The organism is Escherichia sp. WS1451 (assembly GCF_046487365.1).
Classification (GTDB): Bacteria; Pseudomonadota; Gammaproteobacteria; order Enterobacterales; family Enterobacteriaceae; genus Escherichia; species Escherichia coli.
The window spans coordinates 95,809-116,369 of the sequence record NZ_JBJQJP010000004.1; the positions used below are offsets into that span (position 1 = coordinate 95,809).

Here is a 20,561-nt window from a genome sequence, read left to right on the forward strand (position 1 = left end):
AAGAACGTAAAAAATTACTGGACTACGTTTTCCAGCGCCTCTTCTAAATCGTACCAGCGAAACGCAAAACCCGCTTCTTCCAGCCGTTTAGGCAGCGCGCGTTGTCCACCTAATACCAGTACTGAAGATTCGCCCATTAACAGTCGAATGGCGGTCGCCGGGACGCGCAAAATGGCCGGGCGATGCAGCGCATGACCGAGCGCATGGGCAAATTGTTCATTGCGTACCGGGTAGGGCGAAACCATATTAAATGGCCCGCGCAGCTCGTTCTCCAGCAGCCAGAGAATGCCATTGACCATATCATCAATATGAATCCAGGCCAGATACTGCCGACCGGAACCAATCGGCCCGCCCAGGCCAAGACGAAACGGCGGCAGCATTTTACCGAGAATACCGCCATCAGGTGCCAGCACTACGCCGGTACGCAGCAGGCACACTCGCGTTTTGTCACTTTGTGCCCGACAGGCAATTTCTTCCCAGCGGGCGCAGAGTTTATGGATAAATTCGTTATGCGGCGGTTCCTCTTCGGTAACCACCACTTCACCTAAGTCGCCATAATAGCCCGTTGCCGAGCCGGAAATGAGTACCGACGGCGGCGTGTCGCTGGCATTAATCAAATCGACCAGTTTTTGCGTGATATTCCAGCGGCTTTGGCAGAGACGCTCTTTTTGCTCGTGAGTCCAGCGTTTATCAGCAATCGGTTCTCCGGCCAGGTTGATTACCGCATCAACGCCGTTGAGGTTACTCTGATCGGCAAGCCCTTGCCATAGTGTCACCCGGGGGCCGAGAACGGAACTGGCTTTCTGCGGGTTACGCGTCACTACCGTGATTTGATGGCCCAGATCCAGCAAACGCGGAATCAAATGGCGACCAATTAATCCCGTCCCTCCGGTGATCACTATCTTCATGCAGCCTCCCGATATGGCGGTTAACGCTGCCAGCTTAAGGTCATGGATACCGAATCGGCGTAGCGCAGCGCGTGCAGTTTATCGATCTCCACTTCAGCATACGTCACCCAGTGATGTTCACGTGCGATATCGAGCACATCCTGAGTTAATTTTTCCAGCAAAGAGAAACGGTTATTCTCTACATGCTGAATAATGTTTTTCGTTACGGTGCGATAATTCAGCGCATCGTTGATATCTTCGCTAGTGCGCGCTTTATCGGCGGGGTAGTGGATCGTCACATTGATAACAATATCCTGACGGTTGTTAATTTCTTCTTCCTTAATTCCGATAAACGTACGTAAACGAAGGTTCTTTATACGAATAATAGCGGCAGGTTGTGCCATTGCAGGTTCTCCGTTGTTTTACTTAGGATGAAATAATACACGAGAACCTGTTTCTGTTAACTATCCGAACGCTCATCACCGAGTTGTGCTTTTAGCAGTGCCTGCCCGGTGGCAGGGCGCGAACGGATCCGCTCATGCCAGTTCTTGACTGCCGGATACATTGCGAGGTCAATTCGCTGGCGAGTCCAGGCATTAACCCACGGCCAGCAGGCAATATCCGCAATGCTGTAGTTCTCGCCACCCAGCCAGGGCGAGTTTTCCAGCCGCTTGTTCAGTACATGGTACAGACGCTGAGTTTCAACCTGATAACGTTCAATAGCGTAAGGAATGGTTTGGGGGGCTGCGTGATTAAAATGATGATTTTGCCCAAGCATCGGCCCCAGTCCGCCTACCTGCCAGAATAACCACTGTAATGTGGCGGCGCGTTCACGCGTTTCATGACTCAAAAAGAGCCCCGTTTTCTCAGCCAGATACAACAAAATGGCACCAGATTCAAAGAGGCTTAGCGGTTCGCCGCCATCGGCTGGAGAATGATCAACAATTGCCGGAATTTTGTTGTTAGGCGAAATGCGCAAAAATTCCGGGCGAAACTGACCGCCTTTCCCCAGGTCTACCTTTATCAAGCGATAATCCAGCCCTGCTTCTTCGAGAAACAGCGTAATTTTGTGACCATTTGGTGTCGGGGCGAAATAGAGATCGATCATTGCAGCTCCGGTTGTCTAATCATCTGAACACCACAAGTATAGAAAGCGCGGCGACTTACGTGAGTATTCGTCACGTGACAGTGACAAAAAGGCTCTATAGTTTGATAGCCAGCCCCCTTTATTGCCGAGGACATAATGAGTAAACCCGCTATCACGCTTTGGTCAGATGCCCACTGTTTCTCCCCTTATGTGTTATCCGCCTGGGTGGCGTTGCAGGAAAAAGGCCTGTCGTTTCATATCAAGACCATCGACCTCGACAGCGGTGAACATTTGCAGCCGACGTGGCAAGGTTACGGTCAGACACGCCGTGTGCCGTTATTACAAATCGATGATTTTGAGTTGAGTGAATCTTCTGCCATTGCGGAGTATCTGGAAGATCGATTTGCGCCACCGACCTGGGAACGTATTTATCCGCTTGATTTAGAAAATCGTGCGCGTGCACGACAGATTCAGGCCTGGTTGCGCAGCGATCTGATGCCCATCCGCGAAGAGCGTCCGACGGATGTTGTCTTTGCGGGGGCGAAAAAAGCGCCACTAACGGCCGAGGGAAAAGCCAGTGCAGAGAAACTGTTCGCGATGGCAGAACATTTGTTAGTACTGGGTCAGCCGAATTTATTTGGTGAATGGTGCATTGCTGATACTGATCTGGCGCTAATGATTAACCGCCTGGTACTACATGGCGATGAGGTGCCGGAACGCCTGGTGGATTATGCGACATTCCAGTGGCAGCGAGCGTCTGTCCAGCGTTTTATTGCTCTTTCGGCGAAGCAATCTGGCTGATAGCAACGAAAGAATCCAGTATCATAGCTTACGTTTTTTCGACGAGGAGTGAGTGATGAAACTGATGTTTGCATCGGACATTCATGGGTCGTTACCGGCGACGGAACGTGTTCTGGAGTTGTTTGCCCAAAGCGGTGCCCAGTGGCTGGTGATCCTTGGCGACGTGTTGAATCACGGCCCGCGTAATGCTTTACCGGAGGGTTACGCGCCAGCCAAAGTCGCTGAACAGCTTAATGAAGTGGCACATAAGGTTATCGCTGTGCGCGGCAACTGCGACAGCGAAGTGGATCAAATGCTGCTGCATTTCCCGATAACCGCGCCGTGGCAACAGGTATTACTGGAAAAACAACGTCTGTTTTTGACGCATGGTCATCTTTTTGGCCCGGAAAACCTACCTGCTTTAAACCAGAACGATGTGCTGGTGTACGGTCATACCCATCTGCCAGTGGCAGAACAGCGGGGGGAGATTTTCCACTTCAACCCCGGCTCGGTGAGTATTCCTAAAGGCGGTAATCCGGCGAGTTATGGCATGCTGGATAATGACGTACTTAGTGTAATCGCACTCAATGATCAAAGTATCATTGCGCAGGTCGCGATTAATCCGTAATTTACCCACAACTCAAAATGCGCCGTAAGAGCGCCAGAAAAAGAAGGTTTCCTGATAATGGAACAGCGTCGTTTGGCAAGTACTGAATGGGTGGATATTGTCAATGAAGAGAACGAAGTCATTGCACAAGCCAGCCGGGAACAAATGCGGGCACAGTGTCTGCGTCATCGTGCAACTTACATCGTCGTGCATGATGGCATGGGCAAAATTCTGGTCCAGCGTCGTACCGAGACAAAAGACTTTTTACCCGGCATGTTAGATGCGACCGCAGGCGGTGTGGTCCAGGCCGATGAGCAACTGCTGGAATCCGCGCGTCGCGAAGCGGAAGAAGAGTTGGGCATTGCCGGTGTCCCCTTTGCCGAGCACGGGCAGTTCTATTTCGAAGATAAAAATTGCCGTGTCTGGGGCGCGTTGTTCAGTTGCGTCTCTCACGGTCCCTTCGCCCTACAGGAAGATGAAGTCAGTGAAGTTTGCTGGCTGACGCCGGAAGAAATCACCGCACGCTGCGATGAGTTCACTCCAGACTCGCTGAAAGCGCTGGCGTTGTGGATGAAGCGCAATGCCAAAAATGAAGCCGTAGAGACTGAAACGGCAGAATGAAAAAAGAGCCGCAATTGCGGCTCTTAACATTTTTAGTGGTAGCCCATCAACTGAGCGCCGATCACCACGACGCTGGACATAATAAACAGCAGTCCAAGCAGTGTCGCGCCCACCTTCAGCCAGTTACGGAAGTCCACCCGGCAAACACCGAGCGTTGCCATTAACGAAGCTGAGGTCGGGTAAATGATGTGGCTGAAGCCATCACCAAACTGGAACGCCAGCACGGTAACCTGACGGTTAACACCGACCAGATCGCCAAGCGGTGCCAGTAACGGCATGGTTAACGCCGCCTGACCAGAACCGGACGTCACGAAGAAATTAAATACTGCCTGGAAGAGCAACATAAACCAGGCCGCGACCGCATTGTCCAGACCGCTAATGGCATTGGCAATGCTGTTGAGGATGGTATTTAACACGCTGGCATCACCCGCTTCACCATTACCAACCAGCAGCAAAATCCCTTTGGCGAAACCCACCAGCAGGGCAGGGGCGATCATCATTCGCGCCCCTTCGGTAAAGGATGAAGCCATGGTATTAACCGTCATGCCGTTAAGGCGGAAAACGACGCCGATGATGCCAATCACCAGACCCATGGTGAAGAACTGGCTGGCAATTTCTGGAATAAACCAGGCATTAACGATCACGCCCCAAATCACCCAGACCATTACGGCGGTCAGGACAATCAATACCAGCCAGTCACCAAAGGTAAACGGACGTTGTTCAACATCCGCCTGCTTTTCACGAAAGAAGCGGTCGGACTCATGCACGCGTGACAGAAGAGGATTCTTTTTCACTCGTGAGGCGTACACCATGGTAAAGATCAGGCCAATCAGAGTGGCGATAACCCACACCACGATGCGCAACCCGGAGCCAGAAAGCACCGGAACGCCAGCAATCCCCTGAGCAACAACCACACAAAACGGGTTCATCCACGAACTGGCAAAACCGATTTGCGTGGCAATATAAGTCACCAGGACGGTGGTAATACTGTCATAGCCCAGCCGGACCATTAGCGGTGCGATGATAATGGCAAAGGCGACGGCCTCTTCTCCCATACCAAATACCGCGCCGCCAAGTGAAAACAGAATAAACAGCGCAGGAATAAAGAGAATTTCATTCCCGCGGGTATGGCGAATAAGCGCCAGGATACCGTTATCAATGGTTCCTGTACGCATCACAATGCCAAACGCGCCGCCAATCACCAGCATAAACATGATGATGCCAACGGCTGTCCCGTATTTCGATCCTGAGGTTAACCCTTCAAACGGGAAGTTCATCAGACCCGGGCGTTCATCGCCCGTCGTGAACAGCTGTACGCGGTGATACTCAGGTTCGCCTGCTTCGTTAGTCAGAATGCGAAATGAGTGTGGATCTACGACTTTGCGTGTTTTTGTTTGACCATCAACCTGATACTGCACTTCCTGACTGTCAAACATGCCCACCGGAACTACCCAGGTGGCAAGGCTGGTTAAAATGGCAACAAAAAAGATAATCACCAACGTATCGGGCATTGCCCATCTTCTTGTTGGTTTAGATTCAGTGATTGCGGACATAGCGCAAATATTCCCTTGCACAAAACAAAGTGGTAAGTATGCAAAGTGAGATGGCGCAATTCATTGATGCAGCGCAGTTAAGCAAGATAATCAGAAAGGATTAATGCAAATTAAGAGAATAAAAAACCGGAAATAGAGACTATTTCCGGTTCCGATATCCGCAGCGTAAAGCTGCGGATGATGACAAGATTACTGCTGCTGTGCAGACTGAATCGCAGTCAGCGCGATGGTGTAGACGATATCATCAACCAGTGCGCCACGGGACAGGTCGTTAACCGGCTTGCGCATACCCTGCAGCATCGGTCCGATAGAGATCAGGTCAGCAGAACGCTGTACCGCTTTGTAGGTGGTGTTACCGGTGTTCAGATCCGGGAAGATGAACACGGTAGCGCGACCTGCAACCGGAGAGTTCGGTGCTTTGGATTTCGCAACGTCAGCCATTACCGCAGCGTCGTACTGCAGCGGACCGTCGATCATCAGATCAGGACGTTTTTCCTGCGCCAGACGAGTTGCTTCGCGAACTTTTTCTACGTCGCTACCAGCACCAGAAGTACCGGTGGAGTAGGAGAGCATAGCAACGCGCGGTTCGATACCGAAGGCCGCAGCGGAATCAGCGGACTGAATCGCGATTTCTGCCAGCTGTTCTGCAGTCGGATCCGGGTTGATCGCACAGTCACCGTAAACGTAAACCTGTTCCGGCAACAGCATGAAGAACACGGAAGATACCAGGGAGCTGCCCGGTGCAGTTTTGATCAGCTGCAGCGGCGGACGGATGGTGTTTGCGGTGGTGTGAACAGCACCGGAAACCAGACCATCAACTTCATCTTGTTCCAGCATCAGCGTACCGAGAACCACGTTGTCTTCCAGCTGTTCGCGGGCAACGGTTTCGGTCATGCCTTTGTTCTTACGCAGTTCGACCAGACGACCAACATAGTTTTCGCGAACCACTTCTGGATCAACGATTTCAATGCCTGCACCCAGTTCTACACCCTGAGAGGCTGCAACACGGTTGATCTCTGCCGGATTACCCAGCAGTACGCAAGTTGCGATACCACGTTCAGCACAGATAGCGGCTGCTTTAACGGTACGCGGTTCGTCACCTTCCGGCAGAACGATACGTTTGCCCGCTTTGCGCGCAAGTTCAGTCAGCTGATAACGGAACGCTGGCGGAGACAGACGACGGCTGCGCTCAGAAGTGGCAGTCAGAGAATCGATCCAGTCAGCGTTGATGTAGTTAGCCACGTATTCCTGAACTTTCTCGATACGCTCATGATCGTCAACCGGAACTTCCAGGTTGAAGCTCTGCAGGCTCAGAGAGGTCTGCCAGGTGTTGGTGTTCACCATAAATACCGGCAGGCCAGTAGCGAAAGCACGTTCGCACAGTTTAGAAATGCGCGCGTCCATTTCGTAGCCGCCAGTCAGCAGCAGGGCACCGATTTCTACGCCGTTCATGGCAGCCAGGCAAGCGGCAACCAGCACGTCAGGGCGGTCTGCGGAAGTCACCAGCAGAGAACCGGCACGGAAGTGCTCCAGCATGTGCGGAATGCTGCGTGCGCAGAAAGTGACGGATTTAACGCGGCGAGTATTGATGTCGCCTTCGTTGATGATGGTCGCATTCAGGTGGCGAGCCATATCGATCGCACGAGTCGCGATCAGGTCAAAGCTCCACGGCACAGCGCCGAGAACCGGCAGCGGGCTGGATTCTTGCAGCTTCGCCGGATCAACGTTGTTCACTTTTGCTTTGGTGGAGTCGTCAAAAATCTCGGACAGATCCGGACGGGTACGACCCTGCTCATCAACCGGAGCGTTCAGTTTGTTAACGATAACGCCGGTAATATTGGTGTTTTTTGCACCGCCGAAGCTGTTGCGAGTCAGTTCGATACGCTCTTTCAACTGTTCCGGAGTATCAGTGCCCTGAGACATAACGAAGACGATTTCCGCATTCAGCGTTTTAGCGATTTCGTAGTTCAGAGACTGGGCAAACTGGTGTTTACGTGTCGGGACCAGACCTTCAACCAGAACGACTTCAGCGTCTTTGGTGTTAGCGTGGTAGTTCGCGACGATCTCTTCCATCAGCACATCTTTCTGATTGCTGGAAAGCAGACCTTCAACGTAGCTCATTTTCAGCGGTTCAGCGGCCGTCGTGGTGGAAGAGTTCGCACGCACGATAGTCGTAGTCTGATCGGGCGCATCGCCACCGGTACGCGGCTGAGCGATAGGTTTGAAAACGCTCAGACGAACGCCTTTGCGTTCCATTGCACGGATCACGCCAAGGCTGACGCTGGTCAGACCGACGCTGGTTCCGGTAGGGATCAGCATAATAATACGGGACACGGTTTATCCTCTTTCGTTACCGCCGATTTGGCGGGTTACAAAACAGCACCGCCAGCTGAGCTGGCGGTGTGAAATCAGGCAGTCAGGCGGCTCGCGTCTTGCGCGATAACCAGTTCTTCGTTGGTTGGGATAACCACCGCAGGACGGGTACCTTCTTTGTTGATGAAACCAGATTTGCCGAAACGTGCAGCCAGGTTGCGTTCATGATCAACTTCAAAGCCCAGCACGCCCAGTTTGCCCAGAGACAGTTCACGAACCATCGCGGCATTTTCACCGATACCACCGGTGAATACAACAGCGTCCAGACGACCATCCATCAGCGCAGTGTAGGCACCGATGTATTTCGCCAGGCGGTGGCAGTAAACGTCCATTGCGCGCTTCGCGTCTTCTTTCGTCGCGTAGTTGTCTTCAACATAGCGGCAGTCGCTGGTCACTTCGGTCAGACCCAGCAGGCCAGACTCTTTGGTCAGCAGTTTGTTGATTGCGTCAACGCTCATGCCCAGGGTGTCGTGCAGGTGGAAGATGATCGCCGGATCGATATCACCAGAACGGGTACCCATGACCAGACCTTCCAGCGGGGTCAGGCCCATAGAGGTGTCAACGCATTTACCGTTGCGGATAGCAGAAACGGAACCACCGTTGCCCAGGTGGCAGGTGATGATGTTCAGTTCTTCTACCGGTTTGTTCAGCATTTTTGCCGCTTCCTGGGTTACATAGAAGTGGCTGGTGCCGTGCGCGCCGTAACGACGGATGCCGTGCTCTTTGTACAGGTTGTACGGCAGGGCGTAGAGGTAAGACTCTTCCGGCATAGTCTGGTGGAACGCGGTGTCAAATACAGCAACGTTTTTGTCTTTCAGCTGTGGGAAAGATTTCAGAGCTTCTTCGATACCGATCAGGTGAGCCGGGTTGTGCAGCGGTGCAAAAGAAGCTGCATCTTTGATACCCTGAATAACAGACTCATCGATCACTACGGAGCTGGTATACTTTTCGCCGCCGTGTACGATACGGTGACCGATAGCAGTCAGCTGCGCAGACAGTTCTGGTTTTTGTGCCAGAATAGTATTAACGATAAAGTTGAGCGCTTCGCTGTGAGCGGCGCCTGCACCTAAAGCCGCTTCCTGTTTATTGCCGTCCATTTTCCATTTGATACGTGCTTCGGGCAGGTGGAAACATTCGGCTAAACCAGAAAGGTACTCTTCACCATTTACTGCATCGATGATGGCAAATTTCAGTGAAGAACTACCGCAGTTCAGAACCAGTACTAACTTACTCGACATGGAAGTACCTATAATTGATACGTGGCTAAAAAAACGTCAGGGAGCCATAGAGCGTAGCGCATGATGACACTGACATTTATGATTAACATCATGCACTGCAAATTTTTTTTGCATGATGGAAGAAATATCTTGAGTCTATGCCATTTTGCGTAATTTTCAGCCAATGGCATAATGTATATGAATTTGACGACTCAATGAATATGTACTACTTAGGCCTTCAGGCTGCTAAAGGATACCTGATAGTGGGTATGGAAGACAAAATGTTTTGAACGTTGTCCCGCTGAGTTGTGAATTTACACAAATTTTTGAATCTTTATATGTGAAGTTGAGGTGAAGCATGTCAACGCCGGATAATCGTTCTGTTAATTTTTTTAGCTTGTTTCGCCGGGGACAGCATTACTCAAAGACGTGGCCGCTGGAAAAACGCCTTGCCCCAGTCTTTGTCGAAAATCGCGTTATCAAGATGACGCGTTATGCGATCCGTTTTATGCCGCCGATCGCCGTATTTACTCTCTGCTGGCAGATTGCCCTGGGCGGTCAGCTTGGGCCGGCAGTTGCCACTGCGCTGTTCGCTTTAAGTTTACCCATGCAGGGATTGTGGTGGCTGGGCAAGCGTTCTGTAACGCCATTACCCCCTGCTATCCTCAACTGGTTTTATGAAGTTCGCGGTAAATTGCAGGAGTCTGGACAGGTGTTGGCACCCGTTGAAGGCAAGCCTGATTACCAGGCATTAGCTGACACGCTTAAGCGCGCCTTCAAACAACTGGATAAAACTTTCCTTGATGATTTGTAATTGACCCCTGATTACGCATATAAAAGAAGGCATACTCAGCCTTCTTTTTTTTCACCGTAGTAGAGTGATACAGGAGTCAACAATGGAAATGACCAACGCGCAACGTCTTATTTTGTCTAACCAGTACAAGATGATGACTATGCTCGATCCGGCAAATGCTGAACGTTACCGTCGCCTGCAAACAATCATTGAGCGTGGTTATGGATTACAGATGCGTGAACTGGATCGCGAGTTTGGCGAGCTGAAAGAAGAAACCTGCCGCACTATCATCGACATTATGGAGATGTATCATGCGTTGCATGTTTCCTGGTCTAATTTGCAGGACCAGCAATCCATCGATGAACGTCGTGTCACCTTCCTCGGCTTTGACGCCGCCACTGAAGCACGTTACCTCGGTTATGTCCGCTTTATGGTTAATGTGGAAGGGCGCTATACCCATTTTGACGCCGGAACTCACGGTTTTAACGCCCAGACGCCAATGTGGGAAAAATATCAGCGCATGCTTAATGTGTGGCATGCCTGCCCGCGTCAGTACCATTTGAGCGCCAACGAAATTAATCAAATTATCAACGCCTGAGGAGGCCCGCGTGCGGTGCAAAGGTTTTCTGTTTGATCTTGATGGAACGCTGGTGGATTCCCTGCCTGCGGTAGAGCGGGCGTGGAGCAACTGGGCCAGACGTCATGGGTTAGCGCCGGAAGAGGTGCTGGCTTTCATTCACGGTAAACAGGCGATCACCTCTCTGCGCCATTTTATGGCGGGCAAATCCGAGGCTGATATTGCCGCCGAGTTTACGCGTCTGGAGCAAATCGAGGCCACGGAAACCGAGGGTATTACCGCGCTTCCGGGGGCAATCGCCTTACTCAATCATTTGAATAAAGCAGGTATTCCGTGGGCCATTGTGACTTCTGGCTCCATGCCGGTAGCGCGAGCGCGCCATAAAATAGCTGGGCTTCCCGCGCCAGAGGTGTTTGTGACCGCTGAGCGAGTGAAGCGCGGAAAACCAGAACCTGATGCGTATCTGTTAGGCGCGCAGCTGCTGGGGCTTGCGCCGCAGGAGTGTGTAGTGGTGGAAGATGCTCCCGCTGGCGTGCTTTCTGGCCTGGCGGCGGGTTGCCATGTCATTGCGGTTAACGCTCCGGCAGATACCCCGCGCCTGAATGAGGTCGATTTGGTCCTCCACAGTCTGGAGCAAATTACTGTGACCAAACAGCCAAATGGCGATGTTATTATTCAGTGAAACACCTGATCATGATTTAGCCCCGTCTCGTCGGGGCTTTTTTATGGCAGAATCAAGTCATCCCCCTCAATTAACAAGGATAAGTTGTGAACGGTGAATTGATTTGGGTTCTTTCATTACTGGCCGTTGCCATCGTCTTGTTTGCGACGGGCAGAGTGCGTATGGATGCGGTCGCTTTGTTTGTTATTGTCGCGTTTGCATTAAGCGGAACGCTGACGGTCCCCGAAGTATTTTCCGGCTTTTCCGATCCTAACGTTGTCCTGATTGCCGCCTTGTTCATTATTGGCGATGGTTTGGTCCGTACCGGTGTTGCCACTGTAATGGGGACATGGCTGGTCAAAGTGGCGGGCAACAGTGAAATCAAAATGTTGGTTTTGTTGATGCTGACCGTCGCGGGGCTTGGCGCGTTTATGAGTTCAACCGGCGTTGTCGCTATCTTTATTCCCGTGGTGTTAAGCGTTGCCATGCGTATGCAAACTTCGCCGTCGCGCCTGATGATGCCGTTGAGTTTTGCCGGGCTGATTAGCGGCATGATGACGCTGGTGGCGACGCCGCCGAACCTGGTAGTCAACAGTGAATTGCTGCGTGAAGGCTATCACGGCTTCAGTTTCTTTAGCGTAACACCTATTGGCCTGGTCGTGCTGGTGCTGGGTATTTTGTATATGTTAGTGATGCGTTTCATGCTGAAAGGGGATACCCAGACCCCGCAGCGCGAAGGCTGGACGCGTCGAACCTTTCGCGATCTTATCCGTGAATATCGACTGACCGGGCGTGCGCGTCGTCTGGCTATTCGCCCCGGTTCGCCAATGATTGGTCAACGGCTGGACGATCTCAAATTACGTGAGCGTTATGGCGCTAACGTCATCGGTGTTGAACGCTGGCGGCGTTTTCGTCGCGTTATCGTGAACGTTAATGGGGTTTCTGAATTTCGCGCGCGTGACGTTTTGCTTATTGATATGTCTGCGGCTGATGTCGATCTCCGGCAATTTTGTAGTGAGCAGTTGCTGGAGCCGATGGTACTGCGCGGCGAGTATTTTTCTGACCAGGCCCTTGATGTGGGCATGGCAGAGATTTCATTAATTCCTGAGTCTGAACTTATTGGTAAATCGGTGCGCGAAATTGGTTTTCGTACCCGCTACGGACTGAATGTGGTGGGGCTAAAGCGCAATGGCGAGGCGATGGAAGGTTCGCTGGCGGATGAGCCTCTGCTGCTGGGCGATATCATCCTGGTTGTGGGTAACTGGAAACTGATCGGTATGCTGGCAAAACAGGGGCGTGACTTTGTGGCGCTGAACTTACCAGAAGAAGTGAGTGAAGCATCGCCAGCACACAGTCAGGCACCTCATGCCATTTTTTGCCTGGTGTTGATGGTAGCGTTAATGCTGACCGATGAAATCCCTAATCCTGTTGCCGCTATCATCGCCTGCCTGCTGATGGGGAAATTCCGTTGTATCGATGCTGAAAGCGCCTATAAATCCATTCACTGGCCGAGCATTATTTTGATCGTTGGGATGATGCCGTTTGCTGTGGCATTACAGAAAACGGGAGGTGTCGCGCTGGCGGTGAAAGGGCTGATGGACATTGGCGGCGGTTATGGGCCACATATGATGCTGGGGTGTTTGTTTGTCTTGTCGGCGGTTATTGGGCTATTTATTTCTAATACCGCGACGGCGGTGTTGATGGCTCCGATTGCGCTGGCTGCTGCCAAAACGATGGGTGTGTCGCCTTATCCATTTGCGATGGTCGTGGCGATGGCAGCATCCGCCGCCTTTATGACACCGGTTTCTTCACCTGTTAACACACTGGTTTTAGGCCCGGGAAATTACAGCTTCAGTGACTTTGTGAAGTTGGGGGTACCGTTCACCATTATCGTGATGGCGGTTTGTGTGGTGATGATCCCGATGCTGTTTCCGTTTTGACAAGAGGCTGATGTCGCATCCGGCGCTTATTGCCCGATGCGACGCAGACTCCGGCTGCTTACAGCGGTGAATCCTGGCTAATCTCATCGAGCGAAAGATGGAAGCTGGGAACAAAGACTTCCATGAAGTAGTCCATCTCCTGGCTGCGGCGCGCTTCAAGCGTCGCTTCCAGTCGCGTTTTTGCCAGCAAGAATTCATTATTTCCCGCCGCGAGTTCTTCCAGACATTTCAGATATGCACAGAGTGCATCTGCCTGTTTCACCAGCGATTTTTCTTCATCGCTATATGCATGCTCGTCAATTAACGGCGCAAAGATATCCCGCAGCTCTTCCGGAACCATATCGACCAGTTTTTGCTGAGCGATTTTTTCAATCGCCTTGTACTCCTGAGCGATTTGCGAATTGAAGTATTTCACCGGGGTAGGGAGATCGCCGGTAAGCACTTCTGAGGCATCGTGGTACATCGCCAGTAAAGCGATACGTTCGGCGTTGACATTACCGCCAAATTTCCGATTTTTGATAGCAGCCAGCGCATGGGCGACCATCGCTACCTGCAAACTGTGTTCGGACACATTTTCCGTCCGCACGTTGCGCATTAGCGGCCAGCGGTTAATGAGTTTCAGGCGGGAGAGATGGGCAAAAAAATGGCTCTGTTTCATAGTGACCTTACGTATGATGACATCATCAGGTCATTGTGGCGGGATAACACTGCCGGATGCAATCTCCGGCAGTGAAATTAAGATTACAGCTGATGATAACCAGAAAGGAAACGCGCGAACTTACTCAAAGACAGCTCGATATCATCGACACGCGGTAGCGTGACAATGCGGAAGTGATCCGGCCACGGCCAGTTGAATGCCGTCCCTTGCACCAACAGAACTTTTTCCTGCAACAGGAAATCCAGCACCATTTTCTGATCGTCGTGAATATTAAAGCGTTTGGCGTCGATTTTCGGGAACATGTACAGCGCACCACGAGGTTTCACGCAGGAAACGCCCGGAATATCGTTGATCAATTCCCATGCGCGGTTACGCTGCTCATAAAGACGACCGCCAGGGGTAATAAATTCACTGATGCTCTGATAACCGCCCAGCGCGGTCTGAATGGCGTGTTGCGCAGGAACGTTAGCACACAGGCGCATTGAAGCCAGCATTTCCAGACCTTCGATGTAACCTTTGGCGTGTTTTTTCGGCCCGTTCAACACCATCCACCCCTGACGGAAGCCAGCAACGCGGTACGTTTTCGACAGTCCGTTAAAGGTAATGGTCAGCAGATCAGGTGCCAGCGGCGCAATTGAGTGATGCTCAGCGTCGTCGTAGAGAATTTTGTCATAAATTTCATCGGCGAAGATAATGAGATTATGCTGACGTGCAATCTCCACTATCTCCATTAAAAGCTCTTTGGAATATACCGCGCCGGTTGGGTTATTTGGGTTGATAATAACGATCCCACGCGTACGAGGCGTAATTTTAGCGCGAATATCATCAAGGTCCGGGAACCAGTCAGAGGATTCATCGCAAAGATAATGCACCGCTTTACCGCTGGAGAGCGAAACCGCCGCGGTCCATAGTGGGTAATCAGGTGCAGGAACCAACATTTCGTCCCCGCTGTTCAGCAATGCCTGCATTGCCTGAACGATAAGCTCCGATACACCATTGCCGATGTAAATATCTTCCACGGTAACATCACGCATGCCACGAGCCTGGTAGTGCTGCATGATGGCTTTACGCGCGGAGTAAAGCCCTTTGGAATCGCAATACCCTTGAGCGGTAGGCAGGTTGCGAATCACGTCAACGAGGATTTCATCTGGCGCGTCAAAACCGAACGGGGCAGGATTGCCGATGTTCAGTTTCAGTACCTTGTTACCTTCTTCTTCCAGGCGTTTTGCTTCTTTCAGCACCGGACCACGGATGTCGTAACAGACATTCTCTAATTTGCTGGATTTTTCAATGGGGGACATGAATCTTGACCTTTTTTGCTGTTATCGCCACTCCCTGCCGTGGAAGTCAGCTTAGAACAATGTACTCCCCCAGGACGGCGTTTTGAAGGTCTGCAGAATAAGATTTTGCCAGAGTGGAAGGCTTGATTGTGCTGTTAATAACTTAATAATGGCAAAATAATGAGGTGTATATGCTTAATAATTAATGTTATGTAGTGAATTATTCTGATTCTTAATTGTGAGTGTGGTTTTTTTATCTGTAAGATAATTGTTTGAAAATGCCTCGTTTAAGAATTCACTAATGAATCGTGATGATGATATTTCCGCATTACGGAGAGTTTAACAGCGTGATGATTTCCGAGGTGTCGTAATGGGTGCAAGGTGTGAAACTATTGTTAAGCGGGATTAATGAATGAGGATGATGCTAATTAATTATTATTTAATATTCAAAAAGGTTTTGTTGTGCTTATTAATAATAGAAGATTACTTTGCCTAACATAACATAACTTTGCATCAGATAATTCGCAATGACCCTTATAAATAAAAGGTTTTTGGGGTAAAATGCTCGCATAAATGACGGATCCCTGCTCTTGATGCCGCCTCACCATTGCTGTTTGTACGTGTTCGCGTATGACCAGCGATGCTGCACGAGAGTGGAACAAGGGCTCACATTTACATTTATACAAACACGCGCATGTCATAAATACAAAAGAGTGAGTAACTTAATAGATATGCGATTCCTGAAGATATATTCTGTGATCTACTTCAGGCATTATAACGGAACAATGTGAGTCGCTTTTTTAGTGCAACTCATATGCATTTTTACTTTCGTCCGGGTTCCGGATGAAACTGCCAGGGAGGCACATTACAAATGGAATTGCTTGTTTGTGTGTGCACAGCATTAACCAGCTCAGTATGAGCCGCCAGTAAGTGATAATATATGATAAGTGCAAATCGTCCGATAATTAACCTCGACCTCGATCTGCTGAGAACATTTGTTGCTGTTGCCGATCTGAACACTTTTGCTGCCGCAGCTGCCGCTGTGTGTCGTACTCAGTCCGCCGTAAGTCAGCAAATGCAGCGTCTGGAACAACTCGTTGGGAAAGAGCTGTTCGCTCGTCACGGTCGCAACAAACTGTTAACTGAACATGGCATTCAACTTCTTGGTTACGCCAGAAAAATTCTGCGTTTTAATGATGAGGCCTGCTCATCATTAATGTTCAGTAATCTTCAGGGCGTGTTAACTATCGGTGCTTCAGATGAATCTGCCGATACGATCTTACCTTTCCTGTTAAATCGCGTGAGTTCGGTTTATCCGAAACTAGCGCTGGATGTCCGCGTTAAACGTAATGCCTATATGGCAGAAATGCTGGAATCCCAGGAAGTGGATTTGATGGTAACCACCCATCGTCCTTCAACGTTTAAGGCATTGAACCTGCGTACCTCGCCAACACACTGGTACTGCGCAGCGGAATACGTATTGCAAAAAGGCGAGCCGATCCCTCTTGTATTGCTGGATGATCCTAGCCCGTTTCGCGATATGGTGCTGGCGACGCTTAATAAAGCAGATATTCCCTGGCGACTGGCTTATGTCGCCTCGACGCTTCCGGCAGTTCGTGCGGCAGTGAAAGCCGGTCTTGGCGTGACGGCAAGGCCGGTCGAGATGATGAGTCCGGACCTGCGTGTGCTGAGTGGAGTAGATGGCTTACCGCCGCTACCCGATACCGAATATTTGCTGTGCTATGACCCGTCCAGTAATAATGAGCTGGCCCAGGTGATCTATCAGGCGATGGAGAGCTACCATAATCCGTGGCAATACAGCCCAATGTCTGCTCCGGAAGGAGATGACTCATTGTTAATTGAAAGGGATATCGAGTAATCGACGGACGATAGATAATTCCTGGAACAATAGTGTAAAAACGAGCCGCTGGAGGGATTTTAAACCCCAGCGGCTTTTTTTTAGTAAAAAGCCTTCCTCGTATCGTGCAGAACGCACAAAACTGTTCATTTTTCAGTCACCAGAGATTCACGTCCTGAACGCACAAATAATCGCCTGAAAAAAATCACCTGCTACAATGATGTTAAAAAATACGTAAATTTGTTGCTGCGTTTTTGTTATGGAATGACAAAAGCGTGTCACAGATCAAGAAAATACTCTCTTTTGGGGGGAGGAATCGACACAAATTCCTGTCAAAATAGACCCGTATTTTTTCCATTGCTTCACAACGGACACGATTCAACAACATCTAATTATCCTGGAGTCGTCAAGGATCTGGGGTGAAAGGGCATTAAATGCTAATGGTGTTGATATTATGTAAACTAATGTGAAGAAACTTTTGTTAAAGTTGACAAAAGGTTATAGAAAGGAGTAAAAGACCACATCAATTAGCTGTATAAAAGAATTTCTACAGTGATTGTAAGGTTTTTTTTATTCCTCCCCATGAATCGATGTGGCGTCCATCTGCCGTGAAGAGCAGTGAATCTGGCGCTACTTTTGATGAGTAAGCAATGAGTATGTCAACATCCACTGAAGTCATCGCTCATCACTGGGCATTCGCTATCTTTCTTATCGTTGCCATTGGCCTGTGTTGCCTGATGCTGGTAGGCGGTTGGTTTTTAGGCGGTCGCGCACGCGCGAGGTCGAAAAACGTGCCGTTTGAATCCGGTATCGACTCGGTCGGCTCCGCCCGCTTACGCCTGTCCGCCAAGTTTTATCTGGTGGCCATGTTCTTCGTTATCTTCGACGTTGAAGCGCTGTATCTGTTCGCATGGTCAACCTCTATCCGCGAAAGCGGCTGGGTAGGCTTTGTGGAAGCTGCAATTTTTATTTTTGTGTTACTGGCAGGTCTGGTTTATCTGGTGCGTATTGGCGCGCTGGACTGGACGCCCGCGCGTTCACGCCGCGAGCGTATGAACCCGGAAACGAACAGTATCGCTAATCGTCAACGCTAACCGCGAGGCATTAAGATGGATTATACGCTCACCCGCATAGATCCCAACGGTGAGAACGACCGTTACCCCCTGCAAAAGCAGGAGATCGTAACCGACCCTCTGGAGCAAGAAGTTAACAAAAACGTGTTTATGGGCAAGCTCAATGACATGGTTAACTGGGGTCGTAAAAACTCAATTTGGCCGTATAACTTCGGTCTTTCCTGCTGTTACGTTGAGATGGTGACTTCGTTTACCGCGGTGCATGACGTGGCGCGTTTTGGCGCAGAAGTATTGCGTGCTTCGCCGCGTCAGGCTGACCTGATGGTGGTGGCAGGAACCTGCTTTACCAAAATGGCACCGGTTATTCAGCGTCTGTATGACCAGATGCTGGAACCCAAATGGGTTATCTCAATGGGTGCCTGTGCCAACTCCGGCGGTATGTACGATATTTATTCCGTTGTGCAGGGCGTTGATAAATTCATCCCGGTTGATGTGTATATCCCGGGCTGCCCGCCGCGTCCTGAAGCGTACATGCAGGCACTGATGCTGTTGCAGGAATCTATCGGTAAAGAACGTCGTCCGCTCTCCTGGGTGGTTGGCGATCAGGGCGTTTATCGCGCCAATATGCAATCAGAGCGCGAACGCAAGCGCGGTGAACGCATTGCCGTAACCAACCTGCGTACACCTGACGAGATTTAATTTGCGCCTGTCGGCAAAGGGATTTTTCTTCGCTTATTCCTAAATCTATTTCGCGAAGCTTACTGCGCCGACAGTCACCACGGACCATTTGCAATGGTGAACAATATGACCGACTTAACCGCGCAAGAACCCGCCTGGCAGACCCGCGATCATCTTGATGATCCGGTGATTGGCGAACTGCGCAACCGTTTTGGGCCGGATGCCTTTACTGTTCAGGCGACTCGCACCGGGGTTCCCGTTGTGTGGATCAAGCGTGAACAATTACTGGAAGTTGGCGATTTCTTAAAGAAACTGCCGAAACCTTACGTCATGCTGTTTGACTTACACGGCATGGACGAACGTCTGCGCACACACCGCGAAGGGTTACCTGCCGCGGATTTTTCCGTTTTCTACCATCTGATTTCTATCGATCGTAACCGCGACATCATGCTGAAGGTGGCGCTGGCAGAAAACGACCTGCACGTACCGACCTTCACCAAACTGTTCCCGAACGCTAACTGGTATGAGCGTGAGACCTGGGATCTGTTTGGCATTACTTTCGACGGTCATCCTAATTTGCGCCGCATCATGATGCCGCAAACCTGGAAAGGTCATCCGCTGCGTAAAGATTACCCGGCACGCGCTACCGAATTCTCGCCGTTTGAGCTGACCAAAGCCAAACAGGATCTGGAAATGGAAGCCCTGACCTTCAAACCGGAAGAGTGGGGGATGAAGCGCGGCACCGAAAACGAGGACTTCATGTTCCTCAACCTCGGTCCGAACCACCCGTCGGCGCACGGTGCTTTCCGTATCGTTTTGCAGCTCGATGGCGAAGAGATTGTCGACTGCGTACCAGACATCGGCTACCACCACCGTGGTGCGGAGAAAATGGGGGAGCGCCAGTCCTGGCACAGCTACATTCCGTATACTGACCGTATCGAATACCTCGGCGGCTGCGTTAACGAAATGCCTTACGTGCTGGCTGTAGAGAAACTGGCCGGGATCACCGTGCCGGATCGCGTTAACGTCATTCGCGTAATGCTTTCTGAGCTGTTCCGCATCAACAGCCATCTGCTGTATATCTCCACCTTTATTCAGGACGTCGGCGCGATGACGCCAGTGTTCTTCGCCTTTACCGATCGTCAGAAAATTTACGATCTGGTGGAAGCAATCACGGGTTTTCGTATGCACCCGGCGTGGTTCCGTATTGGCGGCGTAGCGCACGACCTGCCGCGCGGCTGGGATCGCCTGCTGCGTGAGTTCCTCGACTGGATGCCGAAACGTCTGGCGTCTTACGAGAAAGCGGCGCTGCAAAATACCATTCTGAAAGGTCGTTCCCAGGGCGTTGCCGCCTATGGCGCGAAAGAGGCACTGGAGTGGGGCACCACTGGCGCGGGCCTGCGTGCTACCGGGATCGACTTCGACGTGCGTAAGGCGCGTCCGTATTCTGGCTATGAAAACTTCGACTTTGAAATCCCGGTGGGTGGTGGTGTTTCTGACTGCTACACCCGCGTAATGCTGAAAGTGGAAGAGCTGCGCCAGAGTCTGCGCATTCTTGAGCAGTGCCTCAACAACATGCCGGAAGGCCCGTTCAAAGCGGATCACCCGCTGACCACGCCGCCGCCGAAAGAGCGCACGTTGCAACATATCGAAACCCTGATCACCCACTTCCTGCAAGTGTCGTGGGGGCCGGTGATGCCAGCCAATGAATCTTTCCAGATGATTGAGGCGACCAAGGGGATCAACAGTTACTACCTGACCAGCGACGGTAGCACCATGAGTTATCGCACCCGTATCCGTACGCCGAGTTATGCGCATTTGCAGCAAATTCCGGCGGCGATCCGCGGCAGCCTGGTGTCTGACCTGATTGTTTATCTGGGCAGTATCGATTTTGTTATGTCAGATGTGGACCGCTAAT

At 50.9% G+C, this 20,561-nt stretch carries 19 protein-coding genes; 11 read left to right on the forward strand and 8 right to left on the reverse strand.

What is annotated here, in order from left to right; genetic code table 11:
* Positions 1-14: 14 nt before the first annotated feature.
* Genes ACJHX7_RS07520 through yfcG form a run of 3 tightly spaced genes read right to left on the reverse strand, consistent with a single transcriptional unit; the run spans position 15 to position 1,995 of the window.
* Complete coding sequence (locus tag ACJHX7_RS07520; RefSeq protein ID WP_094029679.1) at positions 15-908, reverse strand: TIGR01777 family oxidoreductase; 894 nt, start codon at positions 906-908, stop codon at positions 15-17.
* Positions 909-928: 20 nt separating this feature from the next.
* Positions 929-1,291 (reverse strand): dihydroneopterin triphosphate 2'-epimerase, encoded by a 363-nt coding sequence (folX, locus tag ACJHX7_RS07525; protein WP_000068457.1) that lies wholly within the window; start codon positions 1,289-1,291, stop codon positions 929-931.
* 56 nt (positions 1,292-1,347) lie between these two features.
* On the reverse strand, positions 1,348-1,995 hold the full coding sequence (yfcG, locus tag ACJHX7_RS07530) for a GSH-dependent disulfide bond oxidoreductase (RefSeq protein ID WP_000566499.1): 648 nt from the start codon (positions 1,993-1,995) through the stop codon (positions 1,348-1,350).
* A gap of 135 nt (positions 1,996-2,130) precedes the next feature.
* On the opposite strand from yfcG, the gene yfcF reads away from it, so the two are divergent.
* The 3 genes from yfcF to yfcD are packed head-to-tail and all read left to right on the forward strand — an operon-like array spanning position 2,131 to position 3,982.
* Positions 2,131-2,775: a glutathione transferase gene (yfcF, locus tag ACJHX7_RS07535; protein WP_000042410.1), complete on the forward strand. Its 645-nt coding sequence runs from the start codon at positions 2,131-2,133 to the stop codon at positions 2,773-2,775.
* Between the two features lie 55 nt (positions 2,776-2,830).
* Positions 2,831-3,382: a phosphodiesterase gene (gene yfcE / locus ACJHX7_RS07540; RefSeq protein ID WP_122992230.1), complete on the forward strand. Its 552-nt coding sequence runs from the start codon at positions 2,831-2,833 to the stop codon at positions 3,380-3,382.
* Positions 3,383-3,439: 57 nt separating this feature from the next.
* Positions 3,440-3,982 carry an NUDIX hydrolase YfcD gene (gene yfcD, locus ACJHX7_RS07545; protein WP_000437935.1) on the forward strand — a complete coding sequence of 181 codons (543 nt, stop codon included), beginning with the start codon at positions 3,440-3,442 and terminating at the stop codon, positions 3,980-3,982.
* 32 nt (positions 3,983-4,014) lie between these two features.
* On the opposite strand, the gene yfcC is transcribed toward yfcD, so the two are convergent.
* The 3 genes from yfcC to ackA form a co-directional block, all read right to left on the reverse strand.
* The gene (gene yfcC / locus ACJHX7_RS07550) at positions 4,015-5,535 is read right to left on the reverse strand and encodes a putative basic amino acid antiporter YfcC (protein ID WP_001274493.1); all 1,521 of its coding nucleotides are present in this window, start codon (positions 5,533-5,535) and stop codon (positions 4,015-4,017) included.
* A gap of 189 nt (positions 5,536-5,724) precedes the next feature.
* Positions 5,725-7,869: a phosphate acetyltransferase gene (gene pta / locus ACJHX7_RS07555; RefSeq protein WP_000086732.1), complete on the reverse strand. Its 2,145-nt coding sequence runs from the start codon at positions 7,867-7,869 to the stop codon at positions 5,725-5,727.
* A gap of 74 nt (positions 7,870-7,943) precedes the next feature.
* A complete protein-coding gene (gene ackA, locus ACJHX7_RS07560; protein WP_000095707.1) occupies positions 7,944-9,146 on the reverse strand; it encodes an acetate kinase in 1,203 nt (400 codons plus the stop codon).
* Between the two features lie 337 nt (positions 9,147-9,483).
* Between ackA and yfbV the strand changes: the two genes are divergently transcribed.
* The 4 genes from yfbV to ACJHX7_RS07580 all read left to right on the forward strand — a co-directional run bounded on the left by yfbV (position 9,484) and on the right by ACJHX7_RS07580 (position 13,096).
* A complete protein-coding gene (gene yfbV, locus ACJHX7_RS07565) occupies positions 9,484-9,939 on the forward strand; it encodes a terminus macrodomain insulation protein YfbV (protein ID WP_000106627.1) in 456 nt (151 codons plus the stop codon).
* 82 nt (positions 9,940-10,021) lie between these two features.
* The gene (locus ACJHX7_RS07570; RefSeq protein WP_000426124.1) at positions 10,022-10,516 is read left to right on the forward strand and encodes a YfbU family protein; all 495 of its coding nucleotides are present in this window, start codon (positions 10,022-10,024) and stop codon (positions 10,514-10,516) included.
* Between the two features lie 10 nt (positions 10,517-10,526).
* Positions 10,527-11,177, forward strand: coding sequence for a hexitol phosphatase HxpA (gene hxpA, locus ACJHX7_RS07575; RefSeq protein ID WP_001203399.1), 651 nt, complete (start codon positions 10,527-10,529; stop codon positions 11,175-11,177).
* A gap of 86 nt (positions 11,178-11,263) precedes the next feature.
* Positions 11,264-13,096, forward strand: a complete 1,833-nt coding sequence (locus tag ACJHX7_RS07580; protein WP_001012889.1) for an SLC13 family permease — start codon at positions 11,264-11,266, stop codon at positions 13,094-13,096.
* 58 nt (positions 13,097-13,154) lie between these two features.
* Here ACJHX7_RS07580 and yfbR read toward each other — a convergent pair whose 3' ends face one another.
* Together yfbR and alaA are read right to left on the reverse strand one after the other, a co-directional pair.
* A complete protein-coding gene (yfbR, locus tag ACJHX7_RS07585) occupies positions 13,155-13,754 on the reverse strand; it encodes a 5'-deoxynucleotidase (RefSeq protein ID WP_000813860.1) in 600 nt (199 codons plus the stop codon).
* A gap of 83 nt (positions 13,755-13,837) precedes the next feature.
* Positions 13,838-15,055 carry an alanine transaminase AlaA gene (gene alaA / locus ACJHX7_RS07590; RefSeq protein WP_000074527.1) on the reverse strand — a complete coding sequence of 406 codons (1,218 nt, stop codon included), beginning with the start codon at positions 15,053-15,055 and terminating at the stop codon, positions 13,838-13,840.
* A gap of 919 nt (positions 15,056-15,974) precedes the next feature.
* Here alaA and lrhA point away from each other — a divergent pair.
* The 4 genes from lrhA (at position 15,975) to nuoC (ending at position 20,560) form a co-directional block, all read left to right on the forward strand.
* Positions 15,975-16,913 carry a transcriptional regulator LrhA gene (lrhA, locus tag ACJHX7_RS07595; protein ID WP_000622290.1) on the forward strand — a complete coding sequence of 313 codons (939 nt, stop codon included), beginning with the start codon at positions 15,975-15,977 and terminating at the stop codon, positions 16,911-16,913.
* A 629-nt stretch (positions 16,914-17,542) separates the two neighbouring features.
* Positions 17,543-17,986: an NADH-quinone oxidoreductase subunit NuoA gene (gene nuoA / locus ACJHX7_RS07600; RefSeq protein ID WP_000062997.1), complete on the forward strand. Its 444-nt coding sequence runs from the start codon at positions 17,543-17,545 to the stop codon at positions 17,984-17,986.
* A 15-nt stretch (positions 17,987-18,001) separates the two neighbouring features.
* Entirely contained in the window at positions 18,002-18,664 is a 663-nt protein-coding gene (gene nuoB, locus ACJHX7_RS07605) for an NADH-quinone oxidoreductase subunit NuoB (RefSeq protein ID WP_000386733.1), read from the forward strand.
* Between the two features lie 93 nt (positions 18,665-18,757).
* Positions 18,758-20,560, forward strand: coding sequence for an NADH-quinone oxidoreductase subunit C/D (gene nuoC, locus ACJHX7_RS07610; protein WP_000247878.1), 1,803 nt, complete (start codon positions 18,758-18,760; stop codon positions 20,558-20,560).
* The last annotated feature ends 1 nt before the right edge of the window (position 20,561 follow it).